The sequence below is a fragment of the Dyella sp. Tek66A03 genome (genome assembly GCF_052567735.1).
In genome coordinates, this window is record NZ_CP199584.1 from 4,195,603 (window position 1) to 4,215,787 (window position 20,185).

The window sequence follows — 20,185 nt, forward strand, 5'->3', positions numbered from 1 at the left end:
GGAGCCGCTCTCAGGGCTGGTGATCCAGCCCGGGCAGGTGCCATGCCAACTGCGAACGCGCGTACTCGTTTTGCGGCAATAGCACGAAGACCGGATGGTCCTCCGGCTTCAACCACGCCAGCAGCTGGCGCATCAGGGACTCTGGCATCGCGGTACAGCCGGCGGTGGCGTCCGTGGGCGACTTCCACACATGGGCGAAGATGCAGCTGCCCGCCTTTTCGCGCCCCTGGGCGTTGTGCTCGATCACGAAGCCGACCTTGTAGAGCTGATCGCCGTTGAGAAGCAGGTCGCGCCGCATCGGCTCGCTGGAACCGGCGACGGCCTGCTCGCCCACCTGGCGCGTATCGACGATGCGGTTGTAGTAAGGCGAGCCGCTCACGTCCATGCAGTAGTCGGACATCTGCAGCGCGCGATACGGCAGCTGCGTATCGGTCTTCGCCGCATAGCCGAATGCCTCGCCGATGCGATACACGCCAGCGGCGCTGCGACCATCGCCCTCCTGCTTCTGCGGGCCCTGCGCTTGCGCATCATGGAGACCCAGACCCCAGGCGGCACCGGCGTGACCTATGGTCACGGCTTGTGCGCTGGCAACTTCATGCCACGTATTGCCCTTGCGCTCGTAAGTGCGCAACACGCCGTGATCGGTGTTCCAGTCGGGAATCACCACCAGCACCATCTGCCGCGCATCACGCCAGCCGGCGTTGCCCTCGGCCGCCAGACTCATGGCGCTGCCGACGAGCGCGACGATGGCAAAGCTGCAAGCCAAGAGTCGACGGAATCCGGAATGGCGATGGAAGGGTGGCATGCGAGGTCACATCGGAAAGGATAGGAATGGGTGCATCCAGCCTGCCTCAATACCTTCGAGATGGGTAGGCCTCCGTGGCTCAGGGATGCACATGCACGATGCTCCTCATGCTGTCCACGTAGGAGTGCTTGCTGTCCAGCATGAGCGGCAGCAAGGGCGTCACCGACACTGCATTGAGTTTGACCTCGCGCATCGCGCCACCGATGTCGCGATAGCTGATGCCCGTGGTGTCGTGGATCACGTACGGCTCACCGCGGCGCTGGCCAATGACCATCATCACGTGGCCGGGTATGTAGACCAGGTCGCCCACCTGCAACGCATTGACGGCCTTCATGCGTACGTCGTGGCGATCCTTGCTGGTGAACACCTGATGCGTCAGTGCCGGACTGACGGCCTGCCTGCCGGTATCGCGCGGCATCTGCACACCCATGCTGCGATAGACATCCGCCACGAAACCGCTGCAATCACGTCCATCGTAGGCATGCCCCCAACCATAGCGCTCGCCCAGGAACTTGAAGGCCTGACGGAGAATGTTGGCTTCGGTAAGCGGCAAGTAATCGGCGGCGGTGTCCGCATGCCGTTGGATCAGCGCGGGCGAGAAGCCGAGCATGCCTCCTGACGTCCGTATCGGCAGTTCGATCACATGCGCGGTATAAGGCGACTCGCCATGGACGGGCTGGTCGGCGGGATGATCGGTCATCACGGGTACGCCAACCCCCATATCCAGCTGCAGCTGAGATACGGCCGGCTGTTCGGGCGAGTAAACCGTCTCCACCCGCGGACCCGTCACCACGCGCCGCGGCTGCCTTTGCGCATAGCCGAAGACCTGTTCGGCCGAACCCTCGGCGACGTTGTCCTTGCGCGTCCACGCCGCGTAGCGCGGACTAAGCACGAACAGCCATTGGCCATCGCTGCTTTCATGCGCAATCACCACCGGCGTGCCGGGGAACTCGGCCGTCTCCTGAAAACGATCGATATCGCTGTCGTCGGCCGAGGTGAACACCCGCAAGTCAGTCGGGAAACTGCGCAACGCAGCCCGACGCAGCACCAGACCGTAGCGCGTGCGTTGCTCCGCCGGCACGCTGTCGAGCGCGAGCCGATCGCTAACCTGCCGAAGCACGTCGGCGGGCACGGGCTCGCCCTTCTCGTCGTACAGCGGCCGCTTGGGCAGTTCAGAGATGCCCTTGATCCAGGCCACCACCTCCGCTTGCGTCAGCGTCGTCGGCAGCGTCCGAAGATCGCGCATGGACGGATCGAGCTGGAACAGCCGGGTATTCTGCGCGGATATGGCTTCCGCGCCGAGCAGCACTCGATCGGGCTGGGCAAGCTGCTGGATCCAGAAGTCAGGGGTGAGCATGGCTTCGTTGTCCAGGCCGATGACGCCTGAGGGGGGCACCTGCAACTGCCCACTTCCGTGGTATGCCTGCACGGGCACGGCAACCCATGAGACGGCGAGTAACAGTGCTGCGGCGGGGAGCAATCGCATGATGATCCTTTACGTCGAAGCCAGCGCGGGCATCGCAAAAAAAACGGAGCCCGACGCCGAGGATATCGCCCCAAGGCGCCAGATGCTGCTCCGTCCCCGTCGCGCGCCGCCAGCATGAGCCACGGGCAGCGCTGCGCCTGTACGATGCCTTCCTTCACACCACGGGGAGAGGGCATGAAAGTGTTCGGTGCTCCAGGCGGTGCCTTCGCGCTGGCCATGACGGTTGGCACCGGCCTGTTGGCCGGCGTGCTGCCGGTCGCGCAGGCGGCGGCGGACTCGACACCGGTCCTGTCGACCGCCAAGACACCCGATCAGGCTGGCCTGGTCGACATTCGTCAGGTGGTGCCGGACATCGCCGAAGACATCAAGTACGCCGGCAGCGACAACTTCGTTGGCACACCGGTGGAGGGTTATCTCGCGCCAAAATGTTTCCTTCTGCGACCCGCGGCCGAAGCACTTGCGCGCGTCGAACATGACCTGCGCCCACGTCACCTGCGGCTGCAGTTGTTCGACTGCTATCGCCCGGCACGGGCGGTGAAGCACTTTGTGCGCTGGGCCGCCGATCTTTCCGACCAGCGCACCAAGGCTACGCATTATCCGGACCTGGACAAGAGCAAGCTGCTCGGCGACTACATCGCGCCGGTGTCGGGGCATAGTCGTGGCGCCACTGTGGATCTGACCCTGCTGCAATGCGATGCCAGCGATACCCATTGCGCGCCACTGGACATGGGCACGGGCTTTGATTTCTTCGGCCCGCTGGCGAATACCGACTCGCCACAAGCCACGCCCTCGCAGCATGCCAACCGTGCCCTGCTGCGCGATGCGATGGAGCACGGGGGTTTCCGCAACTACCCGATGGAATGGTGGCACTACACGCTGACGCCGGGACCGGCGACGGACACGATCTACGACGTACCGGTGCAATGAACGGCGAGGTAATAGATGGCGCACAGCGGGCCTGTAGGAGCGCACCTTTGCGCGATGACGACACCGTTGCGCAGGTTCTCATCACGGTAGTCAGCGCTGTGCGAAGCGGCAGTCCTGCTGATGGTCGCGCACAGGGTGCGCTACTACAGAGAGAGAGGCGGACGGCTTGACCACGGGCTGACCGACATAGAGGGTCGCCTGCGCTACGAGCAACCGCTAGCGGGTTGGCGGAGGAAAGGCCAGCACGTCCGAGGTATAGCTCTCGACCACCAGGCTGAAAGGACGGTTTGCCTGGTCGTACAGCACGGCGCGGTGCTGCAGCACGAAGCGCGGAATCTCCAGCGCGCCGGCATGTGGTGGCGGTAGCGGCACACCGCTTTCCCAACCCGGCGGCAGCGGCGACCACAGCAGATCCGCTGATAAGGTCTGTCGACGGAAATGCAAGGGCTGCACCACCTTGCCGAACGGCGTGTCGGTGGTGTCGAGCTCGTGATTCATCGCGTCGGTGAGTCGACTCGGCACATACCAGTTATCGGCCTCGGACAGCACGTGGCCGCCGCAAGCGAGTTGCACGCGGCGGTATCGCACGGATTCGTCCGGACCGATGCCAAGTTGTTCGCGTGCGCTTTCTGGCAACGGCTTGTCCACTCCGCGCACGCGCTCGGCCACGACCTTGGCCTCGGCCGCCAGTTGGTGCGACCCACACCAGCGCTCCAGGGTCAGCGTGGCACTCGGATGGCTCAACAGGTCGGCATTGAGCGACTGCAACAGCGCCAGCACTTCCACGCGGGAGGTGAAGTCGTCGCGCCACACCGCCGGCGTGTCGGGTGGGCGTGCCGGCACGGGGGTGGCGAGCAGGCTGCCGGTCAGCCCCAGCACACAAGGCAACACTACGTGCCGACGCATGCTCATAGCCCTTTCGCCGCCTGCGCAACAGCCCGGAACAACGCGCGACCCTTGTTCATGGTCTCCTCCCACTCGGAGGCGGGATCGGAGTCATAGACGATGCCGGCACCGGCCTGCACATGCAGGCGCCCGCCCTGGATCACGGCGGTGCGGATCGCAATGGCCGTATCCGCATCACCCCACCAGCCGATCCAACCGATGGCACCGGCGTAGATGTTGCGCTTGTACGGCTCCAGCTCCTGGATGATTTCCAGCGCGCGGATCTTCGGCGCCCCACTAAGCGTGCCCGCCGGGAACGTGGCCTTGAGCACATCCATATAGCCGACACCGGGACGCACACTGCCCTGCACCTGCGAGACGATGTGCATCACGTGCGAATAGCGCTCGACCGCGAAGGACTCGCTGACTTCCACGCTGCCGGTCTCGCTGATGCGGCCAATATCGTTGCGACCAAGGTCAATCAGCATGACGTGCTCGGCACGCTCCTTCGGATCGGCCAGCAGCTCGGCTTCGAGTGCCTGGTCCTCCTCCTCCGTCGCGCCGCGCTTGCGCGTGCCGGCGAGCGGGCGGACCACGACTTTGCCGTCCTTCAGGCGCGCCAGGATTTCCGGCGACGAACCCACGATCTGCGTCGCGCCCAGGTCGACGAAGTACATATACGGCGACGGATTCAAGGCACGCAGCGCGCGATACACATCGACGGGACGCGCGTTGAAACCCACGCTCAGCCGCTGCGACGGCACCACCTGGAAGATATCGCCCGCGCGGATGTATTCCTTCGCGCGCTCCACCATCACCTCGAACTCCTCCCTGGTGAAGGAGGATTTGAAATCGCTCTCGTCCAGCGCCGTCGACTGGTTGAGCTGGGGATACGACACGCCACTCTGGCGCAGGCGATACACCAGCGCGTCCAGGCGACGCTGGGCTTCGGCATAGGCGTGGGGCTGCGACGGGTCGGCATGCACGATCAGGTATAGACGTCCCTTGAGATTGTCGAACACCGCCACTTCCTCGGCGAGCATCAGCAACACATCGGGCGTATCCAACTCATCGGCACGATCCCAGCGCGCCAGGCGCGGCTCGATATAACCAATCGTCTCGAAACCGAAATAGCCGACTAGCCCTCCGGTGAACGCCGGCAGCTGCGGCAGGCGCGGCACGTCGTATTGCTGGCGGAGCTTCTCGATCTCGCCCAACGGATCTTCCACCTGGCGGCGTTCGGTCACTTCGCCGGCATCTTCCACTTCCAGCTCGTGTCCGCGCAGGCGGTATACACGCTTCGCCGGCAGGCCAATGATGGAATAGCGTCCCCAGGTGGCGCCGCCCTCGACCGATTCGAACAGGAAGGTATACGGGCCGTCGGCCAGTTTCAGGTAGACCGACAACGGCGTATCGAGGTCGGAAAACACCTCTCGCACCAGCGGAATGCGGGTATGACCCTGCGTTGCCAGTGCGTCGAATTCTTCTCGGGAGATCACGTGGGGAGTCCGGATGGCCAAGCTTGAACGGCCATTGTAGGGGCAGCAAGCGGACGTATTCACCCCAGCGGGAAGCAAAGTCCAGGCGAACGCTTGTCCGCCCGGCGCTACCCACCTACCCTTGCCTGATCGGTGCACGTCGCGGCACTGCAGGGGAAATCGAAGGATATGGACCACCGTTGCCTGGTACTTTCCGGCTGCCTGCTCGATGGGCAGGACCCCACCACCGTCCACGCACGCCTGGCCACCGCCTTCGGCATGGAGATGAGCGGCTTTCGCGAACGCGTGTTCGAGCGCGCGCCACTGATCATCCGCCGCGGCCTCGACCCGGCCTCCGCCGATGCCCAGGTGGCCCAGCTACGCGCCCTGGGCGTGGAGGCCGAGTCCCTGCCCGATAGCGACGCGCTGATCTGGTTGCGACGCGAGCAGCAGGTGCGTGGCCCCCTTCCGGAAGCCGCGCTGGCCCGCTATGCCCTGCCGGGCGACCAGTGGTGCCACGACGGCGGCCAGCAATGGTTTGCCTGGCAGCCCGTTGCCATCGAAACCCTGCTGCCACCCCCGCTACCGGCGAGCGCCCCGGCGCCGGATGACCTTACCCAGCCAACAGCAGCAACATCGCATGAGCTACCTCCACCGTTGCCCGAGTTCGACGAACAGCCGCAAGAGCCATCGCCTCTCCCGCCCACGTCAGCGGATGAACCGCCTGCCGCCAAGGGTCCGCTCTCCAGCGTTGCCGTGGTGGCTGCCCTGCTCGGCCTGCTCGCCATGCTGTGGCGCCCGTTGGCACCCATCGCGACGCTGATGGCACTGGGCGCCCTGCTCTTCCTCTACCGCCGCCCGCTGTTGCGCGGTCGCGTGTATGCCGTGGCCGCGTTGATGCTGAGTGCAACGGCGCTGTTCCTGTGGATGGAACAGCCCACCCCGGTGGCAGCGTCGGTGCCGCCCCCCTATGTCGCCCGGCCGTTGAAGCCCTTGGTGCCAAGTGAACGCGCGGCGCTCGCGGAATCGCCCCCGCAGTGCAAGGCCTTGGTTGCCTCGCCGAAGAACGACGAGGATCGCTTTTTGCTCACCGGCCAGCGCCTGCTCACCGGGCGCGCGCAGCGTAAAGGCGACACCTACGTTGCCGAGGCCGCGGTATCCGTGAACGAACAATGCCAGCCGAGCGCACTACAGCTTTATGTGTTTCGGAATGGCGTCTTCATCGGCACCGCGCTGGAAGCGGCGGCCATCCCCGCCACCACGCGCCTCACGGATTTCAGCCTTACCGACGATCAACACCTGCGCATTACCCTTGCGCAATGCACGGACAAGCCTGGCGACTGCGCCGCCACGACCATTCGGCAAATTGCGGTCTTGCCTGGTGCGGGCGGCTGGACGCTGGGCGAAATCAAATAAATATGTGTAGGAGCGCACCTGAAGTGGCCGGGTATTTCTGGACCACCGGATAGGAGCAAAATCTCCTACGAGGTGAACCATGGGTCATAGAAAGATTGCCGCTGCGGTGAAGGCAGAGGCCATTCGGTTGGTCGTTGAGGCGGGCTATTCCCCGCCGCAGGCGGCGCAACTGACAGGGGTTGGGCCGACGGCGCTGCGTCGTTGGGTCCAAGCGTGGCGCGCACATCAAGCGCAAATTCCCAGCGGCGTCGCCGATCAGCAGCGCCTCATTCGGGAGCTGCAGGAGCAGCTGAAGGCTTCGGAAGAAGCGCGCGAGGCCCTGGCACAAGAGCGCGATACCCTAAAAAAATCGTTGCCCTCTCACCTCGCCGTGCTCTTTCAACGGCGCAGGCGCTCGACAAGGTGAGAGGGGAGGTATCCATCCGGCGCATCCATCGGCTGCTGGGTTGGTCGCGCAGTAGCTATTACGCCGCACCGCGTCCGGCGCCGGTCGTGGATGAAGTCATCGCCCGGAAGGTTCGCCACCTCCACGCCAAAAGCAACCGCAGCTGCGGCGCCCGCACCCTGGCGCACGGGCTGCGTCGGGCCGGCATCCCGACCGGGCGAGAACGGGCCGCCACGATCATGCGTCTGATGAACATCACGGCCAAGACGAAGCGTTTTCAGCACTACCGTCGCAACACCAAGCCGGCGCCCGCGGAAAACCTTCTCGCGCGCCAGTTCGATCCGGGCCGCCCTAACCAGTCCTGGGCCAGTGACATCACCTACATCCCGACCCGTCAGGGCTGGCTTTACCTGGCCATCGTGGTCGACCTGTTTTCCCGGCGCATCATCGGTTGGGCGACCGCGCAGGTGGCTGATGCGCGGCTGGCTCTTGCGGCCAGCGAACTGGCGTTCGCCATCCGCCAGCCCGGACCCGGGCTCATCGTGCACTCCGATCAAGGGTGCCAGTACACCGCGGACCTTTATGTCACTCATTTGCAGCAACACGGTGCCGTGCAAAGCATGAGTCGTACAGGTAATTGTTGGGACAACGCGGTGGTCGAGCGCGTCTTCCGCAGCCTAAAACAGGAATGGATCGACGGAACCTACCCAACGCGCGAACAGGCGCGTCATGCCGTGATCGACTACGTCGCACGCTACTACAATCACGAACGTCTACACTCCACGCTCGATTACCGGCCGCCCGCCGAGTTTGAGGCACTGGCGGCTTAACGCTCCTATCTCTTGGTCCAAAAAAAGCCGGCCACTACAACCCTGTGCGCGATCACGGCGTTACCGCTCCGTTGGTTTATCACTCGGGCCATCCTTGGCCCTCGCCCTGCGGGCAGCTAGCGCTGCGCAAATCGGCATTCCTGCCGGTTTGTCGCGCACAGGGTGCGCTCCTACAGTCTTTGCCGTGGCATCCCCTGCAAGTGCAGGGTGAACGCGACGCCGCTGCCATCGTCGAGATTGCGCGCCATCGCCATGCCACCGTGTCGCTCGGCGACCAGTCGCACGACGTAGAGGCCCAGGCCCAGATGCGGCGCATCGCCCGGCGTGGCCTTGTCGCGCAGGCTTACCAGCGAATCGAACAGGCGGCCATGCATCGCCGCTGGCAATGGCTGCCCCTGGTTCGCCAGTTCGATCTGTGCGCCATCGCCCTGTGCGCGCAAGCTCAGGCGCAACCAGCCGCCCTCTGGCGTGAACGACAAGGCGTTGTCGAACAGTTTGTCCAAGGCCTGCGCGATCAGCTCCGGCGCGCAGTGCAGATATAGCGGGCCGTCGGGAAGCACGCACTCCAGCCGTCGCGTACCCGCCAACGGGCGGTAGGCTTCGCTGCAGCCGCGCACCACCTCGACCAGGTCGACATCCTCCGGCTCGGCGGCGGCAATCGCCCGCTCCATCCGGCTCGCCTCGCTCATGGCCCGCACCAGCGCGCCCAGCCGTGCCACGCCATCGCGCGCACGCGCCAGGTAGGGCTGCGCGTCGGGGGGCATGGCGTGCTGCGCCTGCAAGGTGTGCTCGAGGTTGTCGAGCGAGGACTTCACGATTGCCAACGGCGTGTTCAACTCATGCGACAACTTGGACGCCAGGGTGCGCAGGTAGTCCGTATAGCCGCCGACCACGTCGAATAAACGCTCGAAGCTTCGGGCGAGATCGCCGATCTCGTCTTCCGCACCGGTCATCGGGAAGGGGCCATCCAGACGTCCGTCATTCAATTGCGCGCGCTCGGCCGCATCGCGCAATCGGCCGAGTCGAAGGCTCAGGCGCGTGGCAAAGATCAGCAGGATCGCACCCGCCACCAGCAGCACGCTGAAGCTGGTCAACAGCAGGCCCAGCAGGGCTCGATTGGCCAGCAAGGGCACGGCGCGACTGGCTTGCTCCAGCAGCAGGACGCCACGCACCTGGTCGTCGCGCTCGATCGGCACGGCGGCGGCCAGCACGACGCTGCCGCGTGCTTCACCCTGGCGCCACACCGTGGCGGGCGTGCCCTTACTGGCGCCCTGCACTTCGGTGGCGTCAAGACGCGGCACGTCCTGCGTCCACGGTTCGGCGTCTCCCACCTGGTTGGCCAGCAGCGAGCGATAAACCAGGGCGGCGAACCAGCCGGGCTGATTGCCAGGCGCCGCCGCCGGCGTCGTGAGGTGACCCGTCTGCGCCAGCAACCATCCCTGCGGCGCCAGCACGCGTGCCTGCACTCCGTCGAGCGCGAGCTGCGACAGCTCCTTCGAAAGCACCGGCGAGTACGCCACCAACGGCCGGCTCTGCACTGCCTGTGGATCGCCCCCCGTGGCCGCGTCGTAAACCGACAGCCCCAACTGGTCGAGCGCCAGGCTGCGCGGCAAGCGCAACTCCACGTGGTAACCGCTACCGTCTTCCTGCCACTGCGCCGTGATCAGCTCGGGCAACCCGGCCACGGCCGGGTCGAGCGGCCTCGCCGTCAACTGCCCTGGCGCCGCGCTCGCCAGCAGGTAGCGACGCGACTGCTCGCCCTTGCCGAGGCTCAGCACCAGATGATCGGCCACCAGGGCATTCGGATCGCCGGCGTCGGCGCGCGTGCGGCGTGTGCTGCGCACGTCGGCATAGAGATAAAGCCAGTCCGCGTCTTCGGCCAGCAACAGCTTGCCGCGCTTGTCCAGCGGCTGGCTCCATGGCGTCAGCGGCGCCCAGTCGTCGCCATAGCCGTCCACCGTGATCGGGTTGACGGCCTGTTGCACGTACCAGCCGGGCTCGGCAGGCGGCAGCGGCGCATCGGTAACGACCAGGCTGCGCGCCATCGCGCGGGCGGACGCGGTAAGCGCCTGGGCCTGGCCTTCGCGCAGCAGCGTTTCCATCTGTCGCACGTACAGCCAGCCGGCCACCGGCAGGGCCAGGGTGCATAAGGCGACGAGCAGCAGTTTGCGGCGCAGGGTCATGGCGCGACGATACCGAAAGCGGAACGCGACGCCTTAATGCCGTGCAACCTTGTCTTTGGCATCCTTCGGGGGCTGATAGGCGATGTAGCGCGACTGTTCCACCACGCGCTTGAATAGCGAGAGCAGGTCCTGCCGACTCGCATCATCGTGCGCCAGCGTCATCGACCAGCTCAGGCGAATGCCACTGGCCTTGCCAGGATCGCAAAACACCACGGCGTCGTCCTTGTGATCGTTACCCTGGTAAAGCACGCCTTGACAAGGCATGCCGGCATTGAGCAGGGGAAACGCAGCGACCTTGCCGGCCGGATCAAGCTGCAAGTAATGCTTGCGGTCTTCCTGCAGCTCGGCGTCGAGCGTCGCCAGTTTGGCCGGCCAGACGTTCAGCACCATCACGCGATCCGGCTCGCCCGACCACTCGCCCTGGTACAGCACCAGGTTCACGCCAATGGCTTTGGCGTACACGCAGCAATCCTGCGTCCAGCCGTCCGGCTGCTCGGTGTGAATTGACCAACCCGGTACGACACCATCCAGCCGGCCAGACACCACCACGGCCTTGTCGTTGGCGGCCGCGTGCGTCGCGCCTGCCCACAACAACAGACTCATCAACCCCAACCCATACTTCATTACGGCTTCCACCTGTACCCCACGCCATGCACGGTCTCGATCGCGTCGAACTCCGGCGACACGGCGATAAACTTCTTGCGGATGCGCTTGATGTGCGAGGTGATGGTGGCGTCGTCCACCACCAGTTCGGCCTCGCGCATCAACTGGTCGCGATTCTTCACATGGCCGGGGAAGCGCACCAGCGTATGCACCATCCAGAACTCGGTGACGGTGAGTGGAATCTCCTCGCCGTTCCAGGTGATGCGCATGCGCTCGGATTCGAGCTTGAGCGGGCCATGCTCGATCACCGTCTCGCTGGACGCCGGCACCTTCAGTGACTCGATGCGCCGGAACAGGGCCGCAATGCGTGCGGCCAGCTGGTGCAGGCTGGTGTCCTTGCTGAGGTAGTCGTCGGCGCCCAGGCGCAGGCCGGAGATCACGTCGAAATCCGAATCGCGTGCCGTCAGGAAGATGATTGGGAGCGTCGACGATTTCGCGCGCAGTTCGCGGCACAGGTCGAAGCCGCCCTCCGGGTCGTCGCCCAGTCCGATGTCGATGATGACCAGCTCGGGCAAGCGCATCCCGAAAGCGCTGGAGGCTTCCTGCCGCGAACCGTAGCCGCGCGTCTCGTAGCCGAAGCGGTTCAAGGCTTCGACGTAGTTTGCGCGGATCAGCGGCTCGTCTTCGACGATGGCGATACTGCGGCCCATGGCTAGCTCCAACATGACGATGGCGCGCAGCGTGAAGGGTGCGAGCCGGGCACGCAAGCCGGCAACGCCATCTGCCAGCAATTCGCCATCTGTGGTCGGTACACGGCCATCTTGTAGCCGGGGTGCGAGGCGCATCGCGAGCGGCCGTCAGGTCACGGCCCGATCTTGCCCGCATCCTGCCATTTTCAGGCCTCCCGGCATGCTCCGGCCGGTAGCCGAATGGAGCTGTCAACGCAGGAGTCCGGAAACATGCGCCCCACTGGCGAACCACCCATCGATCCCAACGCCGAACTGCAGGGCTTCGAGCCGCTGCGCGTGGTGCTGGCGCTGGGCGCACTCCTGCTCGGCCTGGTCATGAGCCTGCATTGGGCAGAGCAGCCATGAACGCCAACGATCCGAACGATAATTTCCTGTCAGTAGCCGTGGAAAGCATGCAGGCGGCCGGTGCGCAGGGATGCGCCCGCCGCCGGGGCCGATGAAGCGGATCCTGGCTGGCAGCCCCTTTAAGCGTTTCGTCCAACCCCCTGGGCTACGTTCCTCCCCCGCTCCGGCGGGGTTTTTTTGGGGCCAGCTGAATGAAACCGGTTTTATCGGCCGGAATCGCCGGAACGGGGAACCAAACGCGAGAATCCCGGTCTGACCTTGCGGTGGCCACGGATTCTTGCCGTGGATTCGCGTCCACCGTGTGGTCTCCTCAAACGTCGTTCCGACGATACTTATCCCGGCGCAGTCTGCGCCGGGATTTTTCTTGCCTCGAAGCAACCACGCAAGCCGTGCGCGACCCGTTACGCGCCTACGGCGGCCAGGTTCTGGCGCATCGTCTCGATCACGCTGCGATAGTCGGGCGCATTGAAGATGGCGGAGCCGGCCACGAAGGTATCCGCGCCCGCGGCGGCGATCTCGCCGATATTGGCCGCGGTGACACCACCGTCGATTTCCAGGCGAATGGCGCGGCCACTCTCGTCGATGCGGCGACGCACCTCACGCAGCTTGTCCAGCGCCGTGGGAATGAATTTCTGCCCACCAAAGCCCGGGTTGACCGACATCAGCAGGATCAGGTCGAGCTTGTCCATCACATAGTCCAGCCAGCTCAGCGGTGTGGCCGGGTTGAACACCAGGCCCGCCTGGCAACCGGAATCCTTGATCAGGCCTAGCGTGCGATCGATATGCTCGCTCGCCTCGGGATGAAAGCTGATCAGGCTGGCGCCCGCCTTGGCGAAGTCCGGCACGATGCGATCGACCGGCTTCACCATCAGGTGCACGTCGATCGGCGCGGTGACGCCGTAATCGCGCAACGCCTTGAGCACCATCGGGCCCATGGTGAGATTGGGCACGTAATGGTTGTCCATCACGTCGAAGTGCACCCAGTCCGCGCCACTGGCCAGCGCCTTGGCGGTGTCCTCACCCAGCCGGGCGAAATCGGCGGAAAGGATGGAGGGTGCAATGACGTTGGCTTGCTTGCTCATGGTCGTTATTCCTGCGGTCGCGCACAGGGTGCGCTCCTACATGTAGTGGCAGAGTTTATTTGAACCGGGCTATTTGAACCCGCGTTCGGCCTTGATCCGCTCGTAGGCTGCGTTGATGTCGCTGGCACGCGACTCGGCCCGCTTGCGCATCTCTTCGGGCAGGTCGCCGAGGCGGTCCGGGTGATGTTCGGAGATCAGCTTGCGGTAGGCGCGTTTCACCCCGCGATCATCCACGCTGCGCGCGATGCCCAGCACGGTGTAGGGATCGGGGCCGTGCGTGGTGCGCTGGGGTGGCACGTAGCCACCGCCGCCGTGATTGCCATGGCCACGCGAACCGCCCGTGGCGTTCCAGGCATAACCCTTCATGGCCATCAGCGCCATCAGCTCCATGTCGCTAATGCGCAGCGCGAACGCCAACTGGCGCAGGATCGCCATCTGCTCCGGTGGCGGGTTGCCTTCGGCCAGTACCGTTTCGATCACCACATCGAGTACCGGGAACGCATGGTCGCGACGCAGGCCGACCCAGCGGCGAAGCTCCTCGATGGCCGGTGTCACGTCGAACTCCGGCTGCTTGCCGGCGTTGAACGCGGTGATGGCCACCTTGCGCTGCTCCTGCTCCAGGCCCATACGCTGCATCAAGCGCTCGGCCACGGCGATTTCCGCCTCGGAGACACGTCCGTCGGACTTGGCCACGGCGCCCAGCAAGGCAAACAACGGGCTGACGTAGCCGCCTGCCTGAGGCGTCACCCGGCGCCGTTGGCCCTGGCGCAGGCTGTCGATGATGAAGCCGGTGATGGCGCCGACCACGGCGCCGGGCAAGCCATGGCCGAAGATCAGGCCGAACAGGGCCAACCACAGAGTCCAGGTGAAAGTCATGGGGTGCCTTGGGGTTGCGGCGTCTGCGCGCTGTACCAGCGCGCCAGTTCATCGAGATCCGCGTCGCCGATCGGGCCGATCGCGGCACGCATCAGCGGCGCGTTGCGGCGGCCATCGCGGTATTGCTTGAGCGCCTCGCGCAGGTAGTCGAGCTTTTGTCCGGCCAGGTTGGGCGCACCGGGAACCTGCGCCATGCCCGTTTCGCCGTGACACGCCGCGCACAGTCCCAGGCGCGTGGGCCTGGCCGGTGCAGCAGCGAACGCAGGCCCCACGCTAGCTACGGCCAGCATGGCGGCGAGGACGATACGCATGGACGCCAAGGCCGTCCCCGTCTTCCAAGGGTGCGGTACAGCGGCGGCGCGGGGCAACTGGAACATGCGAGCAAGCTCTGGGCCAAAGCGCGCGATTCTAGCAGCCAGCAGCCCCCCGCTCGGGCGACAGCGCGCCGCAGCTACACCTCCCGCACAGACGCCTGCGGCTACAATGTTGGGCTTGATCGCCGGCCCCTCATTCCAAGCCGGCACCTCGTTTCCGGTCCTGGGCGCCCAGGCCGGCCATCCAGGAGCGAAAGAACGTGCCCACCACCTTGCTGCAATCGAACCTGCCCGGCTTGGAGCTGATCCATCGCGGCAAAGTGCGCGACGTGTTCGCACTCTCAGAGAATCGGCTGCTGATCGTGGCCAGCGACCGCCTGTCGGCGTTCGACGTGGTGCTGCCCGACCCGATTCCAGGCAAGGGCGAGATGCTCACGCAGATCTCCAACTTCTGGTTCGGCAAAACCGAGCACCTGGTGCCCAACCACTTACTGCACACACCGCTGAGCGACGTGCTCCCGGCCGGTACCGACCTCAAGCCGTACGAAAAGCGCGCCGTGGTCACGCGCCGCCTGAAGCCGGTGCCGGTGGAGGCGATTGCGCGCGGCTATATCATCGGTTCGGGCTGGAAGGACTATCAGGCCACCGGCTCCTTGTGCGGCATCAAGCTGCCCGCCGGGCTGCAGCAGGCGCAGCAGTTGCCCGAACCCATCTTTACTCCATCGACCAAGGCCGCCGTCGGTGACCACGACGAGAACGTGAGCTTCGATGCGGTGGTAGCCGCGGTCGGGGCCGACCTCGCCGAGCAAGTGCGCGAGGCGACGCTGGCGATCTACAAGTGGGCTGCCGCTTATGCCGCCGAACGCGGCATCATCATTGCCGACACCAAGTTCGAGTTCGGTACCGACGAGCACGGCAAGCTCTACGTGATGGACGAGATGCTGACGCCGGATTCCTCGCGCTTCTGGCCAGCCGACCAGTACCGCGTGGGCATCAGCCCGCCGAGCTACGACAAGCAGTTCGTGCGCGACTACCTGGAGACGCTGGACTGGAACAAGCAGGCCCCCGGTCCGAACGTGCCTGCCCAGGTCATTGCCGGTACGTCCGCCAAGTACGCCGAAGCGCTGCAGCGCCTCGCCGGCATCACGCTCGACTAAACCGCGGTACTCAGCGCCATGACCCCTATAGACGATAGCGCGCTCTCGCCGGCGCGCGACATGCGGCCCTGGCTGGACAGCTACAGCGCCGATCATCAGAACCCGACCAACCGGCTGCTGCACTGGATCTGCGTGCCGCTGATCCTGTGGTGCGCGATCGCGCTGATGTGGACCATCCCGGTGCCGTCATCGATCGGCCGGCCGGGATTCTGGGCGGTATGCGCGCTGGTGTTGGCGTTCACCTGGTACTGGAAGCAATCGCGCCGCCTGGGTACCGCCTTACTGATCGCGCTGGCCGCCTTCGCCTTGCTCACCGAGCTGGCCTATCGCGAACTGGGGCCAAGCTCGCTGCGCGTGCTGGCGTTCGCCGTATTCGTCGTGGCGTGGATCGGACAGTTCGTGGGTCACCTCATTGAAGGGCGGCGCCCGAGCTTTCTCACCGACCTGGCGTACCTGCTGGTGGGCCCAGCGTGGCTGATGGACAAGCTTTTGCGCCGTTTCGGCCTGTAAGTTAGCTCGCGCGCACTCGTCGTTCCGGCAAACTCTCGCGCCGTCAGATATTAGGATCCACATGACCACCCTGCTTACCTTGATCAGCACCCTGCTCTGGTGGGTGCTTTACAGCAGCATCGGCGCACTGTTCTTCGCCCTCATCGCGTGGACCGTATTGCGCTGGATCGAGCGCTGCCCGGTCGTGTTCAACCGCACCTACCTCGCCTGCCTGGTGTGGAACCTGATCGGCCTGCTGATCGTGACCGGCGTGGCCATGCACGAGGGGCTGATGAAGCCTCCTTATGCGCCGCTGCTCAACTCCGCGCTGCTGCGCGGCGCCCTGGTGGTCGACATGGTGATCGGCGTACTGGTGATGTGGCGACTCATTCCGCGCATCGACGCGCACCGCATCCGTCCCGCCAGTGCGTGCATGGCGGTGGCGGTGATCATGGCGATCAGCTTTGGGGCGGCGACGAGCTTGGCGAGTTGAGCTCCTAGCTTCCTCTCCCAGGAGGGGAGAGGGAGCAGGGCGACGATCAATACCCCGTCTTGCGATTCGCCTCGCGCACCGCTTCCACGAAACCGTGGAATGGCTTGTCGGTAATCGCCACCAGGCCGATGTGTGCGTTCTCACCATCGAGCAGACGCCCCGTCACCGGCTGGTCCACGTACTGGAACCAGTGCGCGCCGACGATGGAAGGATCGGCCACCGCCGCCGCGATATAACGTGCATACGCTTCGCCGCGCTGCTGCTCGTTCGACACCGGCACCACGCCCTTGCCGAACGAGCCGCGGTCGTCGGAACCAAAGTGGAACTCGGTGATCAGCGCGGGCTTGTTGAGCTTGGCGAAGGCGGTGGCATCGAAGGCGTGTTCCGGCACATCGGCATAAGCGTTGAAGCTGACCACATCGCAATATTCGGCGCACGCGGCCACCGCTTCCGGCGTGTGCACGCCAAAACGACCGCCGAGGAATAGATGATGCGGGTCGTGCTTGTGAATCGCCTGCGCCACGGTGCGGAAATACTGGTCCGCGTACTGGCGCAACCACGCGCTGTAGTCGTCGGCGATAGCTGGGTGTGCCTCGTCCGGATGGGGCGCAGGGAAATTGGTGGCATCCAGTGCATCCCACGAGGCCAGCGTGATGCCCCATGCCGCGGCGAGTTTCGACGGGTCGCTGTACTTCTTCTTCAGCGCGGCAATAAAGGCCTGCTTGGCCGGGCTACGCGCTTCACCAGCCAGGGTGCCCTGGGCCAGCCCCCAGCGACCTTGCGGGCCCTGCCCGGCCCAGGCCAGTTCGTTGTCGGCGAAGTAGCCGAGCAGCCATGGATCGTCGTGGACTTCCTTGATGGCCTGCGTCACGGCCGCCTCGGTTGCCTGCGCGAAGCGAGGATCGAATGGATCGGGCATGCGCCCCCAGTAGTCGTAGCCGCTGGAGACGTTGCCGAACACGCCGGAGATATTGATCGAGCGCGTGTAAGCCAGATGGTGCGTCTGGGTCAGCGCCTCGTCACTCCAGTTGCCCAAGGTGTTGAAGCCCCAGTTCTCCAGACGATCGAGCGTGCGCACACGCCATGCCTGTCGCCAGTGCCGGCCATCGGACAGGAACAGGTTGGCGGAATAGAAATCGAACCAGCGCCCGTGATTGAAACCGAGGCCTGCCGACGCGCCCTGCTCACCCTGGCGCTTGCCGTCGGTGCCGTAGAACGGCGCCCAACGACCGCTGTCGCGAGGAAGTTCCTTGAACATGAACTCGCGGCCTTCGATAAAGGAGCGCCCGCCGTCATCGTCAACGACATTCACGCCCAGCGAGAAGAATGCGTGACCCTCGGGCGTGACCAATTGCCAGCGACCATCGCGACGCTCGCTACGAAACCAACCACTGGCCTTGAATGCAGGCATGTCCGTGCGGCCGCCATAGCGGTCGAAACCCCTGCGCGCAACCGGCGGCGCAGGAGGCTCATGCGCTAGCTTCCCGTGTCGACCACGCAGCGCGTCGTCGGAATCGACCTTGCCCGGCCATTGCCCGCGCGTGTACTGGCCCCATGCATCGACGATACCGGTATAGGCATCACGCAACTCATGTTCGCCCCTGGACGTATTGAGCCTGCCGAACAGCAGAGTCTGTGGGGCGGTCGGCGAAGGCGTGCCCAGACGCACGGCCTTGACGTGCGCCAGGTCGATGGAACCCTCCACCGTGGTGGCCAGCAGGATGCGCTGGCTGCCTGCCATATAGGGCATCGGCGGCCCCGCCTGCATGCCCATCGCCCGCGGAGAGGTGGCGTGCAAGGGCACCACCAGCGTTTGCGGCGGACCGGCCGGCACGGCGACGGTGGCGTGGAGGTGCTGCCCCGTTTGGCTACCGTCGATATCCACCGTGAGCGTCACCGCCCACTGCATCGCGTTCTGCATGTCCACACGCAGCGCGCCTTCCTTCGACCAGTCCCAATCGCCCTGGCTCAGCGACACCACCAATTGCGGCTGCGGCGACGGCTCGAAGGTGTACTTCTGCAGCGACATGCCACTGACCGTCACCGGCGCGCCATCGCGCCTCACCTGGTCGAGCTTGGTCTGCGTGGTTGGCTTGGTGGGCGCAGCAGGTGCGGCCGGGGTCGGCGTGCTGCGACTGAGATCGGCCCGGTCGGTATCTGTGCCCGAATGACAGGCTGCCAATGCGAACAGGCAAGACGTGACGATGGCAATCCGTTTCATCGGCGACTCAAGCACAAGGAAATAGCGGCAGTATGCCTGCACCAACTGAAGGCTGCCTTGCCGTGAGAAATCACGCCCTCTGCTGCCACGCGCGCCACGCGTAATACACCGGCACGCCCGCGAGGATCAGCAACAGGCTCATGCCTGCATCTCCCGGCGAATGGTACGTGGTGGCCACGATCACACCCAGCACGGTGCATACGAACAGCAGAGGCAGCAGGGGATAGAACGGTACGCGGTACGGCGAAGGTTCGTTCTTAAAGTGGTGCCGGTACCAGAACAACGTGGCGATGCCGAAGGCGTGCGATAGCCATTCGCCGACCGTGGTGTAGTCGAGCAACTGGCCGAAGCTGCCGGACAGCACCAGCACGATGGCCCAGGCACCAAGCACGGCCAGGGCCATCTGCGGCGCGCGCGAGCGCGCATCGATCCGTCCCACGGCGCGGAAGAACATGCCGTCTGCGCCCATCGTCTGCAACACGCGCGCGCCACCGGCGATCGCGATGCTGCAGTAGCCAAAGGTGGAGCAGGCAATGCCCACGGCGATCAGGCGCGCGCCATGCTCGCCGAACAGCTTGCGCATCAGGTCGGCGGCCGGCGCCTGACTCGCGGCCAGCCCGGCGTGACCCAGTCCGGCCAAGTAGGCGAAATTGACCAGCACATAGCAGACCACGACGCCGCCCAGGCCCAGGCCCAGCGCACGCGGCAAGGTACGCTGCGGTTCGCGCACCTCACCGGCCAGGTCGTTGAGGTAGTGGAAGCCACCATAGGTGAACAACACCGGCAGCAAGGCGCCGAGGAGTGCCCCCGGTGGCAGCGGATGGGTCGTGTCCGGCGCCAGCACCGAACCCAGCTGCCCACGCGCCAACACCAAACCCACCACCACCAGCAGCACGATGGCCGTGAGCTTGAGCAGGGTGAACAGGTTCTGCATGCGCGCGCCGGCTTTGACGCCGAAGAAATTCACGCCCACGATAAACGTGATGGCACCCGCCGCGATCGGCTTCACCCACAGCAGGGGCAAGCCGACGGCTGCGCAGAAGTAGTCCGCAAACGTGGTGGCCACCGCCGCCACGCTGCCGGGATAGTTGATCAGCGCCATGGTCCAGCCGAACAGGAACGCCGGCAGCTGCCCAAACGCCTCACGCAGATAGATATAGACACCACCCGCCTGCGGCCGCCGCGCGCCCAACTCGGCATAGCAGAGCACCCCTGCCAGGGTCAGCAGGCCGCCCACCGCCCACAAGGTCAGCAGTTGGGCGCCGGACGATGTGCGCTCGGCCACGGTGGAGGCACTGCGAAAAATGCCGGCGCCGATGACGCCGCCGATCACGATGGCGGCAGCGTCCCAGGTGCCCAGGCGGCGCAGATAGGCGGGAGAGGTCTCGGCAGTCATGGTGCGGAACGGCTTCCTTCACATCCGATACGAAGGACGGACGATAGCCGACTGCGGCAGCCACT

20 protein-coding genes are annotated in these 20,185 nt (G+C 65.2%); 8 read left to right on the plus strand and 12 right to left on the minus strand.

The window, feature by feature from the left end; genetic code table 11:
• Positions 1-10: 10 nt before the first annotated feature.
• Both ACT01B_RS18770 and ACT01B_RS18775 read right to left on the minus strand, forming a co-directional pair.
• On the minus strand, positions 11-805 hold the full coding sequence (locus ACT01B_RS18770) for a L,D-transpeptidase family protein (RefSeq protein WP_445144720.1): 795 nt from the start codon (positions 803-805) through the stop codon (positions 11-13).
• 79 nt (positions 806-884) lie between these two features.
• Positions 885-2,291 carry a C40 family peptidase gene (locus ACT01B_RS18775; protein WP_445144721.1) on the minus strand — a complete coding sequence of 469 codons (1,407 nt, stop codon included), beginning with the start codon at positions 2,289-2,291 and terminating at the stop codon, positions 885-887.
• 174 nt (positions 2,292-2,465) lie between these two features.
• Between ACT01B_RS18775 and ACT01B_RS18780 the strand changes: the two genes are divergently transcribed.
• Positions 2,466-3,218, plus strand: a complete 753-nt coding sequence (locus ACT01B_RS18780) for a M15 family metallopeptidase (protein WP_445144722.1) — start codon at positions 2,466-2,468, stop codon at positions 3,216-3,218.
• A gap of 216 nt (positions 3,219-3,434) precedes the next feature.
• On the opposite strand, the gene ACT01B_RS18785 is transcribed toward ACT01B_RS18780, so the two are convergent.
• Positions 3,435-4,124 (minus strand): hypothetical protein, encoded by a 690-nt coding sequence (locus ACT01B_RS18785; RefSeq protein ID WP_445144723.1) that lies wholly within the window; start codon positions 4,122-4,124, stop codon positions 3,435-3,437.
• A 2-nt stretch (positions 4,125-4,126) separates the two neighbouring features.
• On the minus strand, positions 4,127-5,602 hold the full coding sequence (gene trpE / locus ACT01B_RS18790) for an anthranilate synthase component I (RefSeq protein WP_445144724.1): 1,476 nt from the start codon (positions 5,600-5,602) through the stop codon (positions 4,127-4,129).
• Between the two features lie 168 nt (positions 5,603-5,770).
• On the opposite strand from trpE, the gene ACT01B_RS18795 reads away from it, so the two are divergent.
• From ACT01B_RS18795 to ACT01B_RS18805, 3 genes are all read left to right on the plus strand, one after another.
• Positions 5,771-6,997: a hypothetical protein gene (locus ACT01B_RS18795; RefSeq protein ID WP_445144725.1), complete on the plus strand. Its 1,227-nt coding sequence runs from the start codon at positions 5,771-5,773 to the stop codon at positions 6,995-6,997.
• A gap of 79 nt (positions 6,998-7,076) precedes the next feature.
• Positions 7,077-7,403, plus strand: a complete 327-nt coding sequence (locus ACT01B_RS18800; RefSeq protein ID WP_445144726.1) for a transposase — start codon at positions 7,077-7,079, stop codon at positions 7,401-7,403.
• Positions 7,400-8,212, plus strand: a complete 813-nt coding sequence (locus tag ACT01B_RS18805) for an IS3 family transposase (RefSeq protein ID WP_445144727.1) — start codon at positions 7,400-7,402, stop codon at positions 8,210-8,212. The genes ACT01B_RS18800 and ACT01B_RS18805 overlap by 4 nt, the downstream gene beginning before the upstream one ends.
• 170 nt (positions 8,213-8,382) lie before the next feature.
• Here ACT01B_RS18805 and ACT01B_RS18810 read toward each other — a convergent pair whose 3' ends face one another.
• From ACT01B_RS18810 to pdsR, 3 genes are read right to left on the minus strand one after another with little or no spacing between them, the layout of a single operon-like run.
• A complete protein-coding gene (locus ACT01B_RS18810; RefSeq protein ID WP_445144728.1) occupies positions 8,383-10,395 on the minus strand; it encodes an ATP-binding protein in 2,013 nt (670 codons plus the stop codon).
• A gap of 33 nt (positions 10,396-10,428) precedes the next feature.
• Positions 10,429-11,019: a hypothetical protein gene (locus tag ACT01B_RS18815; RefSeq protein WP_445144729.1), complete on the minus strand. Its 591-nt coding sequence runs from the start codon at positions 11,017-11,019 to the stop codon at positions 10,429-10,431.
• Positions 11,019-11,708, minus strand: coding sequence for a proteobacterial dedicated sortase system response regulator (pdsR, locus tag ACT01B_RS18820; protein WP_445147529.1), 690 nt, complete (start codon positions 11,706-11,708; stop codon positions 11,019-11,021). Before pdsR ends, ACT01B_RS18815 begins: the two co-directional genes overlap by 1 nt.
• A gap of 249 nt (positions 11,709-11,957) precedes the next feature.
• On the opposite strand from pdsR, the gene ACT01B_RS18825 reads away from it, so the two are divergent.
• Positions 11,958-12,092: a hypothetical protein gene (locus ACT01B_RS18825; RefSeq protein ID WP_445144730.1), complete on the plus strand. Its 135-nt coding sequence runs from the start codon at positions 11,958-11,960 to the stop codon at positions 12,090-12,092.
• Between the two features lie 401 nt (positions 12,093-12,493).
• Here the strand turns inward: ACT01B_RS18825 and rpe are convergent, their stop codons facing one another.
• The 3 genes from rpe to ACT01B_RS18840 form a co-directional block, all read right to left on the minus strand.
• Complete coding sequence (gene rpe, locus ACT01B_RS18830) at positions 12,494-13,174, minus strand: ribulose-phosphate 3-epimerase (protein ID WP_445144731.1); 681 nt, start codon at positions 13,172-13,174, stop codon at positions 12,494-12,496.
• Between the two features lie 69 nt (positions 13,175-13,243).
• On the minus strand, positions 13,244-14,050 hold the full coding sequence (gene djlA, locus ACT01B_RS18835; protein WP_445144732.1) for a co-chaperone DjlA: 807 nt from the start codon (positions 14,048-14,050) through the stop codon (positions 13,244-13,246).
• Positions 14,047-14,361: a c-type cytochrome gene (locus ACT01B_RS18840; protein ID WP_445144733.1), complete on the minus strand. Its 315-nt coding sequence runs from the start codon at positions 14,359-14,361 to the stop codon at positions 14,047-14,049. Before ACT01B_RS18840 ends, djlA begins: the two co-directional genes overlap by 4 nt.
• Positions 14,362-14,624: 263 nt before the next feature.
• Here ACT01B_RS18840 and ACT01B_RS18845 point away from each other — a divergent pair, with 263 nt between their 5' ends.
• From ACT01B_RS18845 to ACT01B_RS18855, 3 genes are all read left to right on the plus strand, one after another.
• On the plus strand, positions 14,625-15,521 hold the full coding sequence (locus tag ACT01B_RS18845) for a phosphoribosylaminoimidazolesuccinocarboxamide synthase (RefSeq protein ID WP_445144734.1): 897 nt from the start codon (positions 14,625-14,627) through the stop codon (positions 15,519-15,521).
• Positions 15,522-15,539: 18 nt separating this feature from the next.
• Positions 15,540-16,031 carry an Mpo1 family 2-hydroxy fatty acid dioxygenase gene (locus ACT01B_RS18850; RefSeq protein ID WP_445144735.1) on the plus strand — a complete coding sequence of 164 codons (492 nt, stop codon included), beginning with the start codon at positions 15,540-15,542 and terminating at the stop codon, positions 16,029-16,031.
• 61 nt (positions 16,032-16,092) lie between these two features.
• Positions 16,093-16,503, plus strand: coding sequence for a hypothetical protein (locus ACT01B_RS18855; RefSeq protein WP_445144736.1), 411 nt, complete (start codon positions 16,093-16,095; stop codon positions 16,501-16,503).
• A gap of 46 nt (positions 16,504-16,549) precedes the next feature.
• Here the strand turns inward: ACT01B_RS18855 and ACT01B_RS18860 are convergent, their stop codons facing one another.
• Both ACT01B_RS18860 and ACT01B_RS18865 read right to left on the minus strand, forming a co-directional pair.
• On the minus strand, positions 16,550-18,724 hold the full coding sequence (locus ACT01B_RS18860) for a beta-galactosidase (RefSeq protein WP_445144737.1): 2,175 nt from the start codon (positions 18,722-18,724) through the stop codon (positions 16,550-16,552).
• 70 nt (positions 18,725-18,794) lie between these two features.
• Positions 18,795-20,120, minus strand: a complete 1,326-nt coding sequence (locus tag ACT01B_RS18865; protein ID WP_445144738.1) for an APC family permease — start codon at positions 20,118-20,120, stop codon at positions 18,795-18,797.
• Between the last annotated feature and the right edge of the window lie 65 nt (positions 20,121-20,185).

Coding starts and splice junctions, on each gene's coding strand:
- ACT01B_RS18770 (WP_445144720.1), bottom strand. CDS start 805: ATGCCACCCTTCCATCGCCATTCCGGATTCCGTCGACTCTTGGCTTGC.
- ACT01B_RS18775 (WP_445144721.1), bottom strand. CDS start 2,291: ATGCGATTGCTCCCCGCCGCAGCACTGTTACTCGCCGTCTCATGGGTT.
- ACT01B_RS18780 (WP_445144722.1), top strand. CDS start 2,466: ATGAAAGTGTTCGGTGCTCCAGGCGGTGCCTTCGCGCTGGCCATGACG.
- ACT01B_RS18785 (WP_445144723.1), bottom strand. CDS start 4,124: ATGCGTCGGCACGTAGTGTTGCCTTGTGTGCTGGGGCTGACCGGCAGC.
- ACT01B_RS18795 (WP_445144725.1), top strand. CDS start 5,771: ATGGACCACCGTTGCCTGGTACTTTCCGGCTGCCTGCTCGATGGGCAG.
- ACT01B_RS18800 (WP_445144726.1), top strand. CDS start 7,077: ATGGGTCATAGAAAGATTGCCGCTGCGGTGAAGGCAGAGGCCATTCGG.
- ACT01B_RS18810 (WP_445144728.1), bottom strand. CDS start 10,395: ATGACCCTGCGCCGCAAACTGCTGCTCGTCGCCTTATGCACCCTGGCC.
- ACT01B_RS18815 (WP_445144729.1), bottom strand. CDS start 11,019: ATGAAGTATGGGTTGGGGTTGATGAGTCTGTTGTTGTGGGCAGGCGCG.
- pdsR (WP_445147529.1), bottom strand. CDS start 11,708: ATGGGCCGCAGTATCGCCATCGTCGAAGACGAGCCGCTGATCCGCGCA.
- ACT01B_RS18825 (WP_445144730.1), top strand. CDS start 11,958: ATGCGCCCCACTGGCGAACCACCCATCGATCCCAACGCCGAACTGCAG.
- rpe (WP_445144731.1), bottom strand. CDS start 13,174: ATGAGCAAGCAAGCCAACGTCATTGCACCCTCCATCCTTTCCGCCGAT.
- djlA (WP_445144732.1), bottom strand. CDS start 14,050: ATGACTTTCACCTGGACTCTGTGGTTGGCCCTGTTCGGCCTGATCTTC.
- ACT01B_RS18840 (WP_445144733.1), bottom strand. CDS start 14,361: ATGCGTATCGTCCTCGCCGCCATGCTGGCCGTAGCTAGCGTGGGGCCT.
- ACT01B_RS18850 (WP_445144735.1), top strand. CDS start 15,540: ATGACCCCTATAGACGATAGCGCGCTCTCGCCGGCGCGCGACATGCGG.
- ACT01B_RS18855 (WP_445144736.1), top strand. CDS start 16,093: ATGACCACCCTGCTTACCTTGATCAGCACCCTGCTCTGGTGGGTGCTT.
- ACT01B_RS18860 (WP_445144737.1), bottom strand. CDS start 18,724: ATGAAACGGATTGCCATCGTCACGTCTTGCCTGTTCGCATTGGCAGCC.
- ACT01B_RS18865 (WP_445144738.1), bottom strand. CDS start 20,120: ATGACTGCCGAGACCTCTCCCGCCTATCTGCGCCGCCTGGGCACCTGG.